Raw genomic sequence first — 15,083 nt, 5'->3', positions numbered from 1 at the left:
AGGCGCCCCGTCGCGTTCCGCAAAGGGCGGGGATCACAACTCGTCGGGCTTGACCGTCGGGGTGGCAGGGGCCGGATTGACCGGCGCCGCACCGGGGGCGCGGCCCTGTGCCAGCGGGTCGTCCTGACGCTGGACCGACCCTTCGAAATGCGCGCCGCTTTCGATCGCGATGGTCTTGTGGATGATGTCGCCCTCGACCCGCGCGGTCGACGTCAGCCGCACCTTCAGCCCGCGCACGCGGCCGATCACGCGGCCATTGACCACGATGTCATCCGCCACGATCTCGCCCCTGATGGTGGCGCTTTCGCCCACCGTCAGCAGATGCGCGCGGATGTCGCCTTCGACCGTGCCTTCGACCTGGATGTCGCCGGTGGTGCGCAGGTTGCCGACCACCGTCAGATCCGACGACAGCACGGAGGCCGCAGCCTTGCCCTTGGGGGCCGAAGGGGTGAAGTCGGTGCTGGGCTTGGTCACGCTGGTCTCCGGTGCCTTGGGCTTTTCCGCCTCGGCCTGCTTCGGACCCGGCTCGTTGATTCGGCTCTTAGAAAACATCTCTCGCTGCCTTTATGAAGGTCATCGGGTTGATTGCCTCGCCCCCGATACGGATCTCGTAGTGAAGATGCGTTCCGGTCGAGCGTCCAGAATTGCCCATATCACCGATCCGGTCGCCGCGCGATACCCGATCGCCCACATTGACGCGGATTTGCGACAGATGGCCATAGCGCGTCTCGATGCCATAGTCGTGGCGGATCTTCACCAGACGGCCATAGCCGTTCTCCCATCCCGCATAGGTCACGACCCCGTCAGCCGTGGCAAGGATCGGCGCGCCATAGCTACCGGCCAGATCCTGCCCCTCGTGCCGCCGCCAGCCGCGACCGAAGGGATCGCTGCGCCCGCCGAAACCGCTGGTAAAGCGGACGGGGGTGTTCACGGGCATGGCGAAGGGCGTCTTGAAGGCCGCGATGCGGTACATGTTCATGCGGTCCAGCCCCTGCAGGATGGCATTGGCCCGCGTCGCGCTGACCGACCCCTGACCGCCCGAAGTGGACAGGCTGATCGGCGACAGCGGCCCTCCGCTGCCGGAATAGCCCTTGCGGATCTGGCCCAGCAGATCGTCCGGCGACAGGCCCGCATCGCGGAACATGTTGTCCAGCGGCTCCATCGAGACGGTCACCGCCTCTTCCAGCTTGGCGAAGATCGCGTCGTTCTGCATCTCGATGGCGCGCTTCTGCGCCAGCACCTCGTCCACCCGCTCGGCCGATTTCTCGGCGGCACCTTCCATCAGGTCGCGCTCCCGCGCGGTCTGGCCCAGCGCTTCGGTCAGGATGTCCAGCGTGGCGACCGTATCCTGCACGCGGCCCTGCTCGGTGCGCGCCGATCCGGTGGTCTGCGCCAGCGCCAGCGTCGCGGCTTCGGCCTTGCCGCGCGCCTCGTCGCGTTCGGTCATGGTGCGGCGCAGGGTGGACTGGATCACCTCGATCCCCGTCTCCAGCTCGCGGCGGCGGTCCTCGGAGGCCAGGAGCCGCGCCTGCATGTCGGCCACCTGCTCCAGCGCAAGGTTGAAGCGCGCCTGCGCCCGCGCGGCCTCTTCGGCACGCAGGTCGCGGTCGGCGGAGAGGGCGTTCAGCCGCTCCTCGTACATGGTCTGCTGGCGCTGCGCCTGTTCGCGCGACGATCCCGCCCCGATCGAATCCATCATCAGCACGGCCGTCGCCACGATTGTCCAGGCGATGAACATGGACGCGCCGGTCATGGCGACAAGTTGCGTCACGGGTCGCAGGCGGATGAAACGCGTCTCGGTGTCGGATTTCAGGAACAGGCGCTGTTCTGGGATGTAACGCTCGAGTGTGGCGTTGATCCGGTAGGCGACACGCGTCAGCACTTGGCAGGTTTCCGTACGTTGTGACAGGGACGGGCGAGCATCTCCCAAGCGGAGGCGCCCCCTGATTAGCCAGCCCCCCCGTACCCCGCAACATCTTTGGTCGGACGGCCCTGTCCGCTGCCCGAAATCCGCCACCCTTCGGCAAATTCCCGCCGATGGGCGGGGCGTCCCGCGCAGCGGCCCGGTGCCGCGTCAGTCCGCGACCGACAGCCCGTCCCCGACCAGAGGCCAGTAGAAATCGGGCGGAATGCCCGCCTCGGCGCGCTTCTCCTCGTTGAAGGGCGGCTTCAGCGCGCCGTGGAAATAGCGGCGGACCAGATCGTGGAACACTTCCTTCGGGTCCAGCCCCTCGCGCCCGCAAAGCCAGTTGAACCATTTGGAGCCATAGGCGACATGGCCCACCTCCTCGGCATAGATCGTCTCCAGCGCGGCGATGGGCCCGTCCTCGCCCGCCTTGCGGAAGATGTCGATCATGCCGGGCGTCACATCCAGCCCCCGCGCCTCGAGCACCATGGGCACAACGGCCAGACGGCCCAGCAGGTCCGCGGCCGTATCCTCGGCGGCGCGCCACATGCCCGCATGGGCGGGCAGGGCGCCGTAATGGCTGCCCATCGCTTCAAGACAGTCGCAGATCAGGTTGAAATGCTTGGCTTCCTCGTCCGCGGCCTTGACCCAGTCGTCGTAGAAGCCAAGCGGCATGGGATGGTCGGTGAAGCGGGCGATGATGTCCCAGTGCAGATCGACCGCGTTCAGCTCGATATGCCCCACGGCATGCAACAGCGCGATGCGCCCCGCGGGCGAGCCGGGCCTGCGGCGCGGCACGTCGCGGGGGTCCAGCAGTTCGGGCCTGGCCGGACGGGCAGGGCGCAGGGGCGGGTCCGCCCGCCCAACGGGCAGGGGCGCGCCCGCCGCCCGCGCGGCGAACCACGCGGCCGCATGCCGCCGCCCCAGCGCGGTCTTGGCGCGCCCGTCGGCGGTGGTCAGCACCTCCACCGCCATTTCGGCCAGCGTCTGCATCAAAGGGCCCCCCTCACAGCGCCTTTGCCGCCGCCAGAACCTCGTCGGCATGGCCCTTGACGCTGACCTTGTTCCAGACCCGCGCCACCTTGCCCGCCCCGTCGATCAGCACGGTCGTGCGCTCCACGCCCATATAGGTCTTGCCGTACATGCTCTTTTCCAGCCAGACCCCGTAATCCTCGCAGGTATGGCCCGCCTCGTCCGAGGCGAGGATCACGCCCAGCCCGTGCTTCTTGCAGAACTTGTCATGCGCCTTGACGCTGTCCTTGCTGATGCCGATGACCGTCGTCCCCGCCGCCGTGAAATCGGCCAGACGGGCGGTGAAATCCTGCGCCTCCAGCGTGCAGCCGGGCGTGTCGTCCTTGGGATAGAAATACAGCACCACCTTGCCCGGACGGAACGAGGACAGCGTCACCTCGGTCCCGCCATCGCGCGGCAGGGTGAAATCGGGGGCGGTATCGCCTGCGGAGATCATGTGCGGCTCCTTGCCTTTTGAGGATCAACCCTTTGCGTTCTAGTTGCCTTCGGAGGAAGATAAAGGCAATCCCGGCAACGAGATGATGGAGAGGGCGGCGAAGGTGTCCGAAACAGGGGCCGAACGGACAGATACGCCCGCGGCGCAGGAGGCGGAGTCCGCCTCCCTCGCAGCACGTCCTGCCGCGCCCCCGCCGGACGGTGCCGCCACGGCCCGCCGTCCGCGCCGCCTGCTGCGTGGCGGCCTTGTGACACTGGTCACGCTGGTCGTGCTTGTCCTTGGTGGCGGCTTTGCCCTGCTGGGCCTGACGGGCAGCCAGATACGCCTGCCGGTCTGGGCCGTGGCCGAGGTCGAAACCCGCCTGAACCGCGGGCTTGCCGAAAGCCTGCCGGACACCTCGCTTGCCATCGGCGGCATCCAGATCGGCGTGGACGAGGCATGGGTGCCCCGCCTGCAATTCGAGGATGCGCGCCTGCTCAAGCCCGACGGTGCGCCCGTGCTGATCCTGCCGCAGACGCAGATCAGCTTCGACCCCGCCGCCGCGATGGAGGGACAGCTCCGCCCCGGAACCCTGCGCCTGTCCGGCGCGCGGGTGGACCTGACGCGCCAGCGGGACGGGCGGCTGGACATCCTGCTGGGTGGGACGGGACTGGCGCGCCCGGTCAAGAGCCTGCCCGAACTCTTCGCCGCCGTGGACCGCGCGCTTGCCTTGCCGGTCCTGTCACGGCTCGTCGCGGTCGAGGCGGATGCGCTGACCGTCTCGCTGACCGACCGGCGCAGCGGACGGGTGTGGAATCTGGGTGACGGACGGGTGCGGCTGGAGAACCGCCCCGCCGAGTTGCGCGCCGAGATGGGCTTTACCCTGCTGGAAACCGCAGGTGTCGCCCCGCAGGCGCAGGTGACCGTCGTCTCGGCCAAGGGCACGAACAGCGCGCGCCTTTCCGCGACGGTGGACCGTGTGCCCTCGGGCGATCTTGCGGCCTTCCTGCCCGCGCTTGCCCCCCTCGGCATCCTCGATGCCCCGATCTCGGGCCGCCTGTCGGCCGGGGCAGGGGCCGAGGGCATCTCCGCGCTTCAGGCACAGCTCGACATCGGGGCGGGCGCGCTCAAACCCGCGCCGGATGCACAGGCCATCGCCTTTGACCGCGCGACGGTCAAGCTCGGCTATGATCCGGCGCGCGGGCGGGTAGAGCTGGCGGCGCTGGACGTGGAAAGCACCACATTGCGTCTCAAGGCGACGGGGCACAGCTATCTGGCGGCCACCGACGGCACCATCCTGACCGGCCCCCTTGGCGCGCGGCTTCCCGATGCCTTCCTGACGCAGGTCCATATCTCGGAAATGCAGGTCGATCCCGAAGGTCTCTTCGTGGCCCCCGTCCGTTTCAGCGAAGGCGCGATCGACCTGCGCCTGCGGCTTGATCCCTTTGCCGTCGATATCGGACAGGTCGCACTGGTGGAAGATGACCGCCGTCTCACCGCGCGCGGCACGGTCGGCGCGGGGGCGGGGGGATGGACGGCTTCGGTCGACCTGCAACTCGACCGGATCGGCCATACCGATCTGCTCGCGCTCTGGCCCGTGCGGCTGGTGGCCAAGACGCGCGACTGGCTGTCGCAGAACCTGCTCGAAGGCACCCTGACCGACGTCAAGGCTGCGCTGCGCATCGCGCCGGGCAAGGAACCGGTGCTGTCGCTGGGCTATGACTTCACCGATACCGACGTGCGCTTCCTGCGGACCCTGCCACCCATCCGGCAGGCCGACGGCTATGCCACGATCGAGGGGCTGAGCTACACGATGGTCGTCAGCCGCGGATCGGTCACGCCGCCCCTAGGCGGGGTGATCGACATGGCGGGATCGGTCTTTTCCGTGCTCGACATCACCAAGCGCCCCGCGCAGGCCGAGGTGCTGTTGCAGACCCGGTCCAGCCTGACCGCCGCGCTGTCGCTGCTGGACGAGCCGCCCTTCGGCTTTCTGGCCAAGGCGGGTCGCCCCGTCGAACTGGGCGACGGCGATGCCACCATTGCGGCCACGCTGCGCTTTCCGCTGGTGCCAAAGCTGATGCCGGGCGATGTCAGCTTCCGCGTCGACGGCACGGTGCGCGATTTCTCCAGCCCGAAACTGGTCGAGGGCAAGACCGTCCGCGCCCCCTTCCTGACCCTCACGGCAGAGCCGAAGGGGATGCGCGTCTCGGGGCAGGGCACGGTGGGCGAGGTGCCCTTCGACGTCACCTTCCTCCAACCCTTCGGCAAGGACGCCCCCCCCGCCAGCATCGAAGGCACTGTCGAACTCTCCCGCCGCACCATCGAGGAATTCCGCCTTGGCCTGCCTGAGGCGCTGGCCTCTGGCACCGGCAGCGGCACGGTGCGGATCACCCTGCCCAAGGGCCAGCCCGCCAAGCTCACTCTGATCTCGGACCTGAACCGGCTGACCCTTGCCATCCCCGGCACCGGCTGGCGCAAACCCCCCGCCGCCACGGGGCGGCTGGAGGTCGCGGCCACCCTGTCGCGCCCAGCCCGCATCGACCGCCTGACGCTCGATGCGCCGGGCCTGTCGGCCGAGGGCAGCGTGACCCTGACCCCGCAAGGCGGGCTGGAGGTCGCGCGCTTCGACCGCGTCGATCTGGGCGGCTGGATGGAGGGGGCGGTCGCCATCGAAGGCCGGGGCGAGGGGCGGCCGGTGGCCGTCTCGGTCCTTGGCGGGACGGCCGACCTGCGCCGCAAACCCGACGATGACACAGGCGGCGGGGGCGGTGGCGCGGGGGCCGACATCCCGCTTTCCGTCACGCTCGACAGCCTGCGTGTCACCGAAAGCATCCGCCTCACGCGCTTCAACGGCAATTTCACCCCGCGCGGCGGCTTCAACGGCAGCTTCTCGGGTCTCGTGAACGGCAAGGCCGCCGTCTCGGGCAGCGTCGTCCCCACCCGCAATGGCACCGCCGTGCGGGTGCAGTCCGACAATGCGGGCGGCGTCATGGCCTCGGCCGGCGTCTTTTCTTCGGCGCGGGGCGGCAGGCTCGACATGACGCTGCGCCCCCGCGCGCAGGGCGGGGTCTATGACGGCAGCGCCGATATCCGCAACATCCGCGTGGTCGACGCCCCCGTGCTGGCCGAACTCCTCAACGCCGTGTCGGTCGTGGGCATCCTTGAACAGCTCAACGGCGACGGGCTGCTCTTCAGTCAGGCTTTGGGCGAATTCGTCCTGACCCCCAACGCGGTCGAGATCACGCGCGGCTCGGCCGTGGGCAATTCCATGGGCGTGTCGATGGCGGGGGTCTATGGTACGGACTCCAAGGAACTGGCCTTGCAGGGGGTGATCTCCCCGATCTACATGGTCAACGGCATCGGGGCCTTCCTGACGCGGCGCGGCGAGGGGCTCTTCGGCTTCAACTACAAGGTCCGGGGATCGTCGGACCGCGCGCTCGTCTCGGTCAACCCGCTGTCGATCCTGACGCCCGGCATGTTCCGCGAACTGTTCCGGGGTGAACCGCCAAGGCTTGGAAATCCCGACGGATGAAACTTTCCGATTTCGACTTTCACCTGCCCGAAGACCTGATCGCGACCCGCCCCGCGCGGCCCCGCACCCATGCGCGGCTCCTGCTGGCCGAGGGCGACCGCATCAGCGACCGCCACGTCTATGACCTGATCGACATCTTCCGCCCGGGCGACCGGCTGGTCTTGAACAACACCCGCGTCATCCCCGCCCGCCTGACCGGCCACCGCACGCGGGGCGAGGCCGTCGCCAAGGTCGAGATCACCCTTCTCGAACCTGCCGCCGAAGGCTGGCGCGCGCTGGCAAGACCGCTACGGAAGGTGAACGAAGGGGAAACGATCCGCTTTTCCGACGCGCTTTCCGCCACTGTGGCCGAAAAGGGCGAGACGGACCTGCGCCTGACCTTCAACCTGACCGGCGACGATTTCGACGCGGCGCTGGCGCAGGCGGGCGCGATGCCCCTGCCGCCCTATATCGCCGCCAAACGCGCCCCCGACGCGCAGGACGCGACTGATTACCAGACGGTCTTTGCCCGCCACGCGGGCGCCGTCGCCGCCCCCACCGCCTCGCTCCATTTCGACGAGGCGCTCTTGCGCGCCTTGGCCGAGAAGGGCGTGACATTCACCGAAGTCACCTTGCATGTCGGCGCAGGCACCTTCCTGCCGGTCAAGGTGGACGACGTGACCACCCACCGCATGCATGCCGAATGGGGCCAGATCACCCCCGGTGCCGCGGCCGAGATCAACGCGACAAGGCGGGCAGGGGGCCGGATCATCCCCGTGGGCACGACCGCCCTGCGCCTGATCGAATCCGCCGCCGATGCCGATGGCACCCTGCATCCCTGGACCGGACCCACCGACATCTTCATCTATCCCGGCTACCGCTTCCGCGTGACCGACGCGCTGATGACCAATTTCCACCTGCCCAAATCCACGCTGATGATGCTCGTCTCCGCCCTCATGGGCCCCGACCGCATCCGCCGCATCTATGACCACGCGGTGACCAACCGCTACCGCTTCTTCAGCTACGGGGATTCCTCGCTTCTCGTCCCCTGACGGGAGGGGCAGAGCCCGCGTCGCTTTCCTTCCGTGCCGGTGATCCGGCCGGTGCTATCCTGTCTTCCTCGACCCTTGCCGCGGTGCCCCATGCTGAAAGTCGTCTCCACCTCCTGGCCGCTGCTTCTGGGCGTGATGCTCCTGATGGTGGGCAACGGCATACAGGGCACGCTTCTGGGCATCCGCGGCGCGATCGAGGGGTTTTCGACCTTTGAAATCTCGCTCGTGATGTCGGCCTATTTCGCGGGCTTTCTGGTGGGTTCGCAACTCGCCCCCGCCATGATCCGCAAGGTGGGGCATGTGCGCGTCTTCGCGGCGCTCGGCTCGCTCATCTCGGCGGTGCTGGTGGTCTATCCGGTGGCGGCCGACTGGATGGTCTGGACGGCGCTGCGCGTGCTGATCGGCTTTTGCTTTTCCGGCATCTACATCACCGCCGAAAGCTGGCTGAACAACGCCGCCACGAACGAGACGCGGGGGCAGGCGCTTTCGGCCTATATGATCGTGCAGATGGTGGGGATCATCGCCAGCCAAGCCATCCTGAACGTGGGCGATCCCTCGGGCTTCGTGCTGTTCGTGATCCCCTCGGTTCTGGTGTCGCTGGCCTTCATGCCCATGCTGCTTGCCCCCACCCCCGCGCCCACCTTCGAATCCACCAAGGGCCTGTCCTTCCGCGCGCTCTTCCGCATCTCGCCCCTCGGCTGCGCGGGGATGCTGCTGACGGGCGGGGTGTTTTCGGCCATGTTCGGCATGGCCTCGGTCTGGGGCGCGATGGAGGATCTGTCGGTCCGCGACATCTCCATCTTCGTCGGCGCGCTCTATGTGGGCGGGCTGGTGCTGCAATATCCCATCGGCTGGCTGTCCGACCGGATGGACCGCCGCCTGCTGATCACGGGCCTGTCGGGCATCGCCACGGTCGTCATGCTGGTCGCCGGTCTGTTCGATCTGCCCTTTATGGCCTATCTGGTGGTGGCATTGCTGCTGGGGGGGATCACCAATCCGGTCTATGCGCTGCTCATCGCCTATACCAACGACTTCCTGTCCAAGGACGACATGGCGGCGGCCAGCGCGGGGATGATCTTCCTCAACGGCTTCGGCGCGATCTTCGGGCCGATCGTGACGGGCTGGATCATGGCGCAGGTCGGATCCGGCGGCTTCTTCCTGTTCATCGCCGCGCTCTATGCCCTTCTGACCGGCTATGCGATCTGGCGGATGTCGCGCCGCGCGTCGCCGGCGGGAAGCGGGCCCTCCGCCTTCATCGTGCCCACCGCCTCGCCCGTCGCGGCCACGGCAGTGATCGAGAAGGACCGCTAAAGCGCGGTTGCGCCGCCCTGCGTTCCCTGCCACGCTGGCCGTGACAAAGGAAAGGACGCCCCATGTCGGACCCGGTGGAACTGCTGGATTTCTGGCTGGGCGAGATCGGCCCCGACGGCTGGTATGCCGGGGGAGAGGAGATCGACGCCGCCTGCCGCGACCGCTTTGCCGATCTCTGGCAGGCCGCGCGCGAAGGCCATCTGGACCACTGGATCGACGGCACGGTCGGCACGCTGGCCTTCCTCATCCTGACCGACCAGCTGCCGCGCAACATGTTCCGCGGCACCGCCGACAGCTTCGCCACCGACGCCCGCGCCCGTGATGCCGCCCGAACCGCGCTTGCCGCAGGCTGGGACATGGGCGCGCCGGAACCGGACCGGCAATTCTTCTACATGCCCTTCGAACATTCCGAAGACACCGCCGATCAGGACCTTGCCGTGCGGCTGATGGCCGAACGCCTGTCCTCGGACCCCGCAATGGCGCTGCATGCCCGCGCGCATCAGGCGATCATCGCCCGCTTCGGCCGCTTTCCCGGCCGCAACGTGGCCATGGGGCGGTTTTCCACCCCGCAGGAACAGGACTGGCTCGATCAGGGCGGCTACGCGGCCGAGCTGCGGCGCCTGCAGGCTGCGGAATGAGCCATGCGCTGGCTGCATGGGGCTGCGGCGCTGCCTGCGTTGCTTGGGTCCGAAAAGTAGTTTAAGGCCAAACCAGTTTCTTTGAGGGAGGAAATCCGATGGCCGCTGCCTATGATGTGATCGTGATCGGTGCAGGTCCGGGCGGCTATGTCGCCGCCATCCGTGCGGCGCAACTGGGCCTGAAGGTCGTCATCGTCGAACGCGAACATCTGGGCGGCATCTGCCTGAACTGGGGATGCATCCCGACCAAGGCGCTCTTGCGCTCGGCCGAAGTCTTCCACCTGATGCACCGCGCCAAGGAATTCGGGCTGAAGGCTGACGGGATCGGCTATGACCTGCCCGCCGTCGTCGCCCGCTCGCGCGGGGTGGCGAAACAGCTGTCCTCCGGCATCGGCCACCTGATGAAGAAGAACAAGATCGCGGTCGTGATGGGGCAGGCCACCGTCACCGCCAAGGGCAAGGTTTCGGTGAAAACCGACAAGGGCACCGAAGACCTGACTGCCCCGCACATCATCCTCGCCACCGGGGCCCGCGCCCGCGAACTTCCGGGGCTCGAGGCGGATGGCGATCTGGTCTGGACCTACAAGCACGCGCTGCAACCCAAACGGATGCCGAAAAAGCTCCTCGTGATCGGCTCGGGCGCCATCGGCATCGAATTCGCCTCCTTCTTCAACACGCTTGGCGCCGATACGACGGTGGTCGAGGTGATGGACCGCATCCTTCCCGTCGAGGATGCAGAGATCAGCGCCTTCGCGAAAAAGCAGTTCGTCAAGCAGGGCATGAAGATCCTCGAAAAGGCTGGGGTGAAGAAGCTGGACCGCAAGCCGGGCGTGGGCGTCACCGCGCATATCGAAATCGGCGGCAAGATCGAAACCCACGACTTCGACACGGTGATTTCCGCCGTCGGCATCGTCGGCAACGTCGAAAACCTCGGGCTCGAGGCGCTGGGGGTGAAGATCGACCGCACCCATGTCATCACCGACGAATTCTGCCGCACGGGTGTCGACGGGCTTTACGCCATCGGCGACATCGCGGGCGCGCCGTGGCTTGCGCACAAGGCCAGCCACGAGGGCGTCATGGTGGCCGAACTCATCGCGGGCAAGCATCCGCACCCGATCAAGCCCAATTCCATCGCCGGCTGCACCTATTGCCACCCGCAGGTGGCATCGGTCGGGCTGACCGAGGCCAAGGCGAAAGAGGCGGGCTATGACATCAAGGTCGGCCGCTTCCCCTTCATCGGCAATGGCAAGGCTATCGCCCTTGGCGAATCCGAAGGCATGATCAAGACCGTATTTGACGCCAAGACCGGCGAACTCCTTGGTGCCCACATGATCGGCGCCGAGGTGACCGAGCTGATACAGGGCTATGTCGTGGGCCGGTCGCTTGAGACGACCGAGGAAGACCTGATGAACACCGTGTTCCCGCATCCCACCCTGTCCGAGATGATGCACGAAGCGGTGCTTGACGCCTACGGCCGCGCGCTGCACTTCTGACGCCGCGCGGGGATCGGGCCGGGCAGGGGGGCCGTCTGCCCCCCGTCATGGCTGCGCCATGACTCCCCCCGAGGATATTTGGACAACGGGGAAGGGGCAGGGGATGCGCGCTGTCGTGACGGTGCTGGCCCTCTGGCTGGCGGGGCTGGGTTCGGCGGCGCAGTTCGGCAAGCTGTCCTTTTCCTTCGACCTTATGGCCGCGCGCTATCCCGAACATGGCGCGGCGGGGATCGGGCTGATCGTGTCCATCGTCGGCATCGTCGGGCTGGTCTTCGGCACCACGGCGGGGCTTCTGGTCGCGCGCGTCGGGCCGCGCCGTGCCATCGTCGCGGCGCTGGCGCTGGGGGCGGTCGTCTCTGCGCTCCAGACCCTGCCGCTGCCCTATGCCGCGCTGATCCTGACCCGCGTGCTGGAAGGGGTGTCACATCTTGCCATCGTGGTGGTCGGCCCCACGATGATCGCAGGCCTCGCCCCGCCGCGCCACCAGGGCCTTGCCATGACGCTGTGGAGCAGCTTCTTCGGCGTGACCTATGCCCTGCTGGCCCTGATCGCCCCGCCGCTTCTGGCCGGGGGCAGCGTGGCGGCGCTGTTTTTGACCCATGCCGTCTGGATGGCCGCGCTGGCCGTGATCCTTGCCCTGCTGCTGCCGCGCGATCCTGCCGCACCGCCGCTGCCCTCGATCGGCGGGTTGGTCCGGCAGCACGGGACCATCTACGCCTCGCCCCGCATGGCAGCACCCGCGATGGGGTTCGTCTTCTACACCGCGCTTTACGTGGCGCTTCTCACCCTGCTGCCCCCGCTCCTGCCGGAAGGCCAGCGCGCGCTGGCCGCGGCGGGGATGCCGCTTCTGTCCATTGCCGTCTCGCTGACGCTGGGGGTCTGGGGGCTGCGCTACATCAGTGCCGTGCAGATGGTGCAGGCGGGCTACGGGGCGGGGCTGGTGGCGACACTGGCGCTCTGGGCCGGATGGGACCAGCCTGTGCTGGCCCTTGTGGCGGCCTTCGCATTGGCCGGCGCGATGGGGATCGTGCAGGGTGCCAGCTTCGCCTCCATCCCGCAGCTGAACGATACGGCCGGCGATCGCGCCCGCGCCTCGGGCGCGGTGGCGCAGCTTGGCAATGTGGGCACCACGACCGGCACGCCGCTCTTGGCCCTGCTGATCGCGCAGATCGGTCCTGCGGGTGTGGTCGTCTTTGCCCTGCCGCTGTGCGCGGCAGGGATCCTGCTGCACTGGATACAGGCGCGCCGCCGTCAGGCCTGACGCTGCACCGGACCGCCGCAGCCGCACCAGTCGCCGAAGCCGCCGATATTCACCGCCTCATGCCCGAATTGCCGCAGCAGGCTGACCGCCCGCCCCGCCCGCGCGCCCGCCGCGCAGAACACCGCGATAGGCTTGCCCGCCAGCCGCCGGTCGTAATCCGGTGCCTTCGGATCGGCCTTGAGCGGCAAGAGCCCCAGCGGAATATGGACCGCCCCCCGTGCGGTGCCCGAGGCGGCAATCTCGCCACTCTCGCGCACGTCAAGCAGGGTGATCCTGCCCTCGGCGGCGGCGGCGATGGCTTCGGGGATCGAGGTGATGGCGGTCATGGTCGGGCCTTTCAGCTTGGGTTCCGCCTTACATATGCAAACTACGGAATAAGTAAAGGGCAGAGCCGCGACTCCCCGCGCCAACCGGACCCCGCCGGGAAAAAAAGGGTCCCGCAGGGCAAACCTGCGGGACCCGGCCTGCGGTCCACGGCCTTGGTTCGGGGACAGATGGCGGCAGCGCGGGCCGCAGGTCCGCCCGCCGGCGGGGAGTGACGGCCCCGCGCGGCGCAGCCTCTGCCGCGCGATCAGTTCGCGGGCAGAAGGACCGTGTCGATGACGTGGATGACGCCGTTCGATTGCTTTACATCCGCGATCTCGACCGTGGCGACATTGCCTTGGCCATCCTTGATCCTGATCGCCTCGCCTTCGATCATGGCGGTGAATTCGCAGCCGCCCACCGTCTTGACCGGATGCATCCCGCCGTCATCGGCGACCATCCTGTTGATATCCGCGGCCAGCGCATTGGCGGCGACGACATGGCAGGTCAGGATCTTGACCAGTTGGTCCTTGTTTTCCGGCTTCAGCAGGGTTTCGACGGTGCCCGCGGGCAGCTTCGCGAAGGCCGCGTTGGTGGGGGCAAAGACGGTGAAGGGCCCTTCGCCCTGCAGCGTTTCCACCAGACCGGCGGCCTGCACTGCGGCGACGAGGGTGGTGTGGTCGGCCGAGTTCACGGCATTCTCGACGATGGTCTTGTCCGCGAACATGGGCGCGCCGCCCACCATCGGGTTGTCCCCGCCATGGCTGGCGGCAAAGGCGGTGCCTGCGGCAAGGGCGAAGGCGGCGGTTGCGAGACGAAGTTTCATGTGGTGTCCTCCGGATCAGAGGCAGGACCGTCCTGCCTTGTGTCCGGAGCTACGGGGGGTGAAGCGCCCGAGTTTCAGGCGGACCGAAAATCCTTCGGTCACAGCTCCGTGATCGTGCCTGCCGCCAGAACCGGCCCCGTCGGCGCGCCGGTGGGCGACCCGCCCGCAGGTTCCAGCGACACGGCCAGCGTCCATCCCGCAGGGGCCTGCGGATAGGGGACGGAAAGGCTCTCGCCCTCCAGCAGGCCCAGCGAGACGGGGGCCGCGTCGGGGGCGATGATCCAGACCTCCTGCACCTGACCTGCGGGGGCGGGTGTGCCTGCCACCCGCGTCACGGTGATCGCCGCGCCGTCAAAGCGCGCCTCGAAACGCAGGGGGGCATCCGCCTCGCCCAGCGTGGCGATGACGGGGGCAGGGGGCGCGGGTTGCAGCAGGACGACCGCCGCCACGGCCACAACCGCCGCCGCCAGCGCCCCCGCGAGCCAGCCAAACAGGCCCCGCCGCGCCTTGGCCGGTTGCGGGAACAGCCGCGCCTCGATCTTCGGCATCAGGTCCGGCGCAGGGATATCGCCATAACCGTCGTTCAGACCGGCCAGCCGGTTTTCCCACGCCGTCACGCGGGCGGCAAAGGCGCTGTCGTTCCTGACCCGCGCCTCGACCGCCATCCGCTCGGCCAGCGCCAGCACGCCCAGCACATATTCCGCGGCCAGTGCATCATCCTCGTCCAGCGGGCTGTGGGGAAGGTCGTCGGTCATGCGTCCAGACACTCCCTCAGCTTCAGCAGACTGCGCCGCAGCCATGTCCGCATCGTATTCAGCGGCACGCCATGCCGTTCGGCAAGGTCCAGATAGGACAGCCCCCCGAGATAGGCCCCGCGCACCGCCTCGGCCCGGTCCGGCTCCAGCGTCTCGAAGCAATCCGCGATGCGCCGCGCCTCGCCCGCCGCGATCATCCGCGTCTCGGCGGTGGGGGCGGTGTCGCGCACCTGTTCCACAGGGTCGGCGTCTTCCGCGTCCCGTGCCACGACCTGCACCGCCGTGGGGCGGGCGCGCAGACGGTCGATCGCATGGTTGCGGGCGATGGCGATCAGCCAGGTCATGCCGCGCCCCTTCGTCGCGTCAAAGCGTCCGGCGCGCAGCCAGACACGGGTGAAGACTTCCTGAAGCGCATCCTCCGCCTCGGACCTTGTGCCGAGGATACGGAGCAGGACGCCCATGAGTTTCGCCGAGGTCTGGCCGTAAAGCGTGCGGAAGGCCGCGCGATCCTGCGCGGCCACCCGGATAATCAACTCTGCAACCGGGTCGTCCGTCATCATCTTCCTGCCGCGCGTCGGAA

At 68.2% G+C, this 15,083-nt stretch carries 14 protein-coding genes; 6 read left to right on the top strand and 8 right to left on the bottom strand.

Annotated features, from left to right (window positions below; translation table 11 throughout):
- Positions 1 to 33: 33 nt before the first annotated feature.
- The 4 genes from GU927_RS11745 to GU927_RS11730 all read right to left on the bottom strand — a co-directional run bounded on the left by GU927_RS11745 (position 34) and on the right by GU927_RS11730 (position 3,374).
- Positions 34 to 552, bottom strand: a complete 519-nt coding sequence (locus GU927_RS11745) for a bactofilin family protein (protein ID WP_161762629.1) — start codon at positions 550 to 552, stop codon at positions 34 to 36.
- The gene (locus GU927_RS11740; RefSeq protein ID WP_161762628.1) at positions 542 to 1,882 is read right to left on the bottom strand and encodes a DUF5930 domain-containing protein; all 1,341 of its coding nucleotides are present in this window, start codon (positions 1,880 to 1,882) and stop codon (positions 542 to 544) included. The genes GU927_RS11745 and GU927_RS11740 overlap by 11 nt, the downstream gene beginning before the upstream one ends.
- Positions 1,883 to 2,074: 192 nt before the next feature.
- Positions 2,075 to 2,899 (bottom strand): ferritin-like domain-containing protein, encoded by an 825-nt coding sequence (locus GU927_RS11735; protein WP_161762627.1) that lies wholly within the window; start codon positions 2,897 to 2,899, stop codon positions 2,075 to 2,077.
- Between the two features lie 13 nt (positions 2,900 to 2,912).
- Positions 2,913 to 3,374, bottom strand: a complete 462-nt coding sequence (locus tag GU927_RS11730) for a peroxiredoxin (RefSeq protein ID WP_161762626.1) — start codon at positions 3,372 to 3,374, stop codon at positions 2,913 to 2,915.
- Positions 3,375 to 3,456: 82 nt separating this feature from the next.
- Here GU927_RS11730 and GU927_RS11725 point away from each other — a divergent pair, with 82 nt between their 5' ends.
- The 6 genes from GU927_RS11725 (at position 3,457) to GU927_RS11700 (ending at position 12,619) form a co-directional block, all read left to right on the top strand.
- Positions 3,457 to 6,885 carry a DUF3971 domain-containing protein gene (locus tag GU927_RS11725; RefSeq protein WP_232489202.1) on the top strand — a complete coding sequence of 1,143 codons (3,429 nt, stop codon included), beginning with the start codon at positions 3,457 to 3,459 and terminating at the stop codon, positions 6,883 to 6,885.
- Positions 6,882 to 7,916 (top strand): tRNA preQ1(34) S-adenosylmethionine ribosyltransferase-isomerase QueA, encoded by a 1,035-nt coding sequence (queA, locus tag GU927_RS11720; protein WP_161762625.1) that lies wholly within the window; start codon positions 6,882 to 6,884, stop codon positions 7,914 to 7,916. Before GU927_RS11725 ends, queA begins: the two co-directional genes overlap by 4 nt.
- A gap of 90 nt (positions 7,917 to 8,006) precedes the next feature.
- Entirely contained in the window at positions 8,007 to 9,227 is a 1,221-nt protein-coding gene (locus GU927_RS11715) for an MFS transporter (protein ID WP_161762624.1), read from the top strand.
- Between the two features lie 62 nt (positions 9,228 to 9,289).
- On the top strand, positions 9,290 to 9,865 hold the full coding sequence (locus GU927_RS11710; RefSeq protein WP_161762623.1) for a DUF924 family protein: 576 nt from the start codon (positions 9,290 to 9,292) through the stop codon (positions 9,863 to 9,865).
- A 98-nt stretch (positions 9,866 to 9,963) separates the two neighbouring features.
- Positions 9,964 to 11,358, top strand: a complete 1,395-nt coding sequence (gene lpdA / locus GU927_RS11705; protein WP_161762622.1) for a dihydrolipoyl dehydrogenase — start codon at positions 9,964 to 9,966, stop codon at positions 11,356 to 11,358.
- A 103-nt stretch (positions 11,359 to 11,461) separates the two neighbouring features.
- Complete coding sequence (locus tag GU927_RS11700; protein ID WP_161762621.1) at positions 11,462 to 12,619, top strand: MFS transporter; 1,158 nt, start codon at positions 11,462 to 11,464, stop codon at positions 12,617 to 12,619.
- Here GU927_RS11700 and GU927_RS11695 read toward each other — a convergent pair.
- The 4 genes from GU927_RS11695 to GU927_RS11680 form a co-directional block, all read right to left on the bottom strand.
- On the bottom strand, positions 12,610 to 12,945 hold the full coding sequence (locus GU927_RS11695; protein ID WP_161762620.1) for a rhodanese-like domain-containing protein: 336 nt from the start codon (positions 12,943 to 12,945) through the stop codon (positions 12,610 to 12,612). The two genes, GU927_RS11700 and GU927_RS11695, sit on opposite strands and share 10 nt — an antisense overlap.
- Positions 12,946 to 13,190: 245 nt before the next feature.
- Positions 13,191 to 13,748: a fasciclin domain-containing protein gene (locus GU927_RS11690; RefSeq protein WP_161762619.1), complete on the bottom strand. Its 558-nt coding sequence runs from the start codon at positions 13,746 to 13,748 to the stop codon at positions 13,191 to 13,193.
- Between the two features lie 98 nt (positions 13,749 to 13,846).
- Complete coding sequence (locus tag GU927_RS11685) at positions 13,847 to 14,503, bottom strand: anti-sigma factor (protein WP_161762618.1); 657 nt, start codon at positions 14,501 to 14,503, stop codon at positions 13,847 to 13,849.
- Complete coding sequence (locus GU927_RS11680) at positions 14,500 to 15,063, bottom strand: sigma-70 family RNA polymerase sigma factor (protein WP_217765602.1); 564 nt, start codon at positions 15,061 to 15,063, stop codon at positions 14,500 to 14,502. The genes GU927_RS11685 and GU927_RS11680 overlap by 4 nt, the downstream gene beginning before the upstream one ends.
- Positions 15,064 to 15,083: the final 20 nt, after the last annotated feature.

It is taken from the genome of Paragemmobacter amnigenus, assembly GCF_009908265.2.
GTDB lineage: Bacteria > Pseudomonadota > Alphaproteobacteria > Rhodobacterales > Rhodobacteraceae > Paragemmobacter > Paragemmobacter amnigenus.
This window is presented reverse-complemented; position numbering and strand designations above follow the sequence as displayed.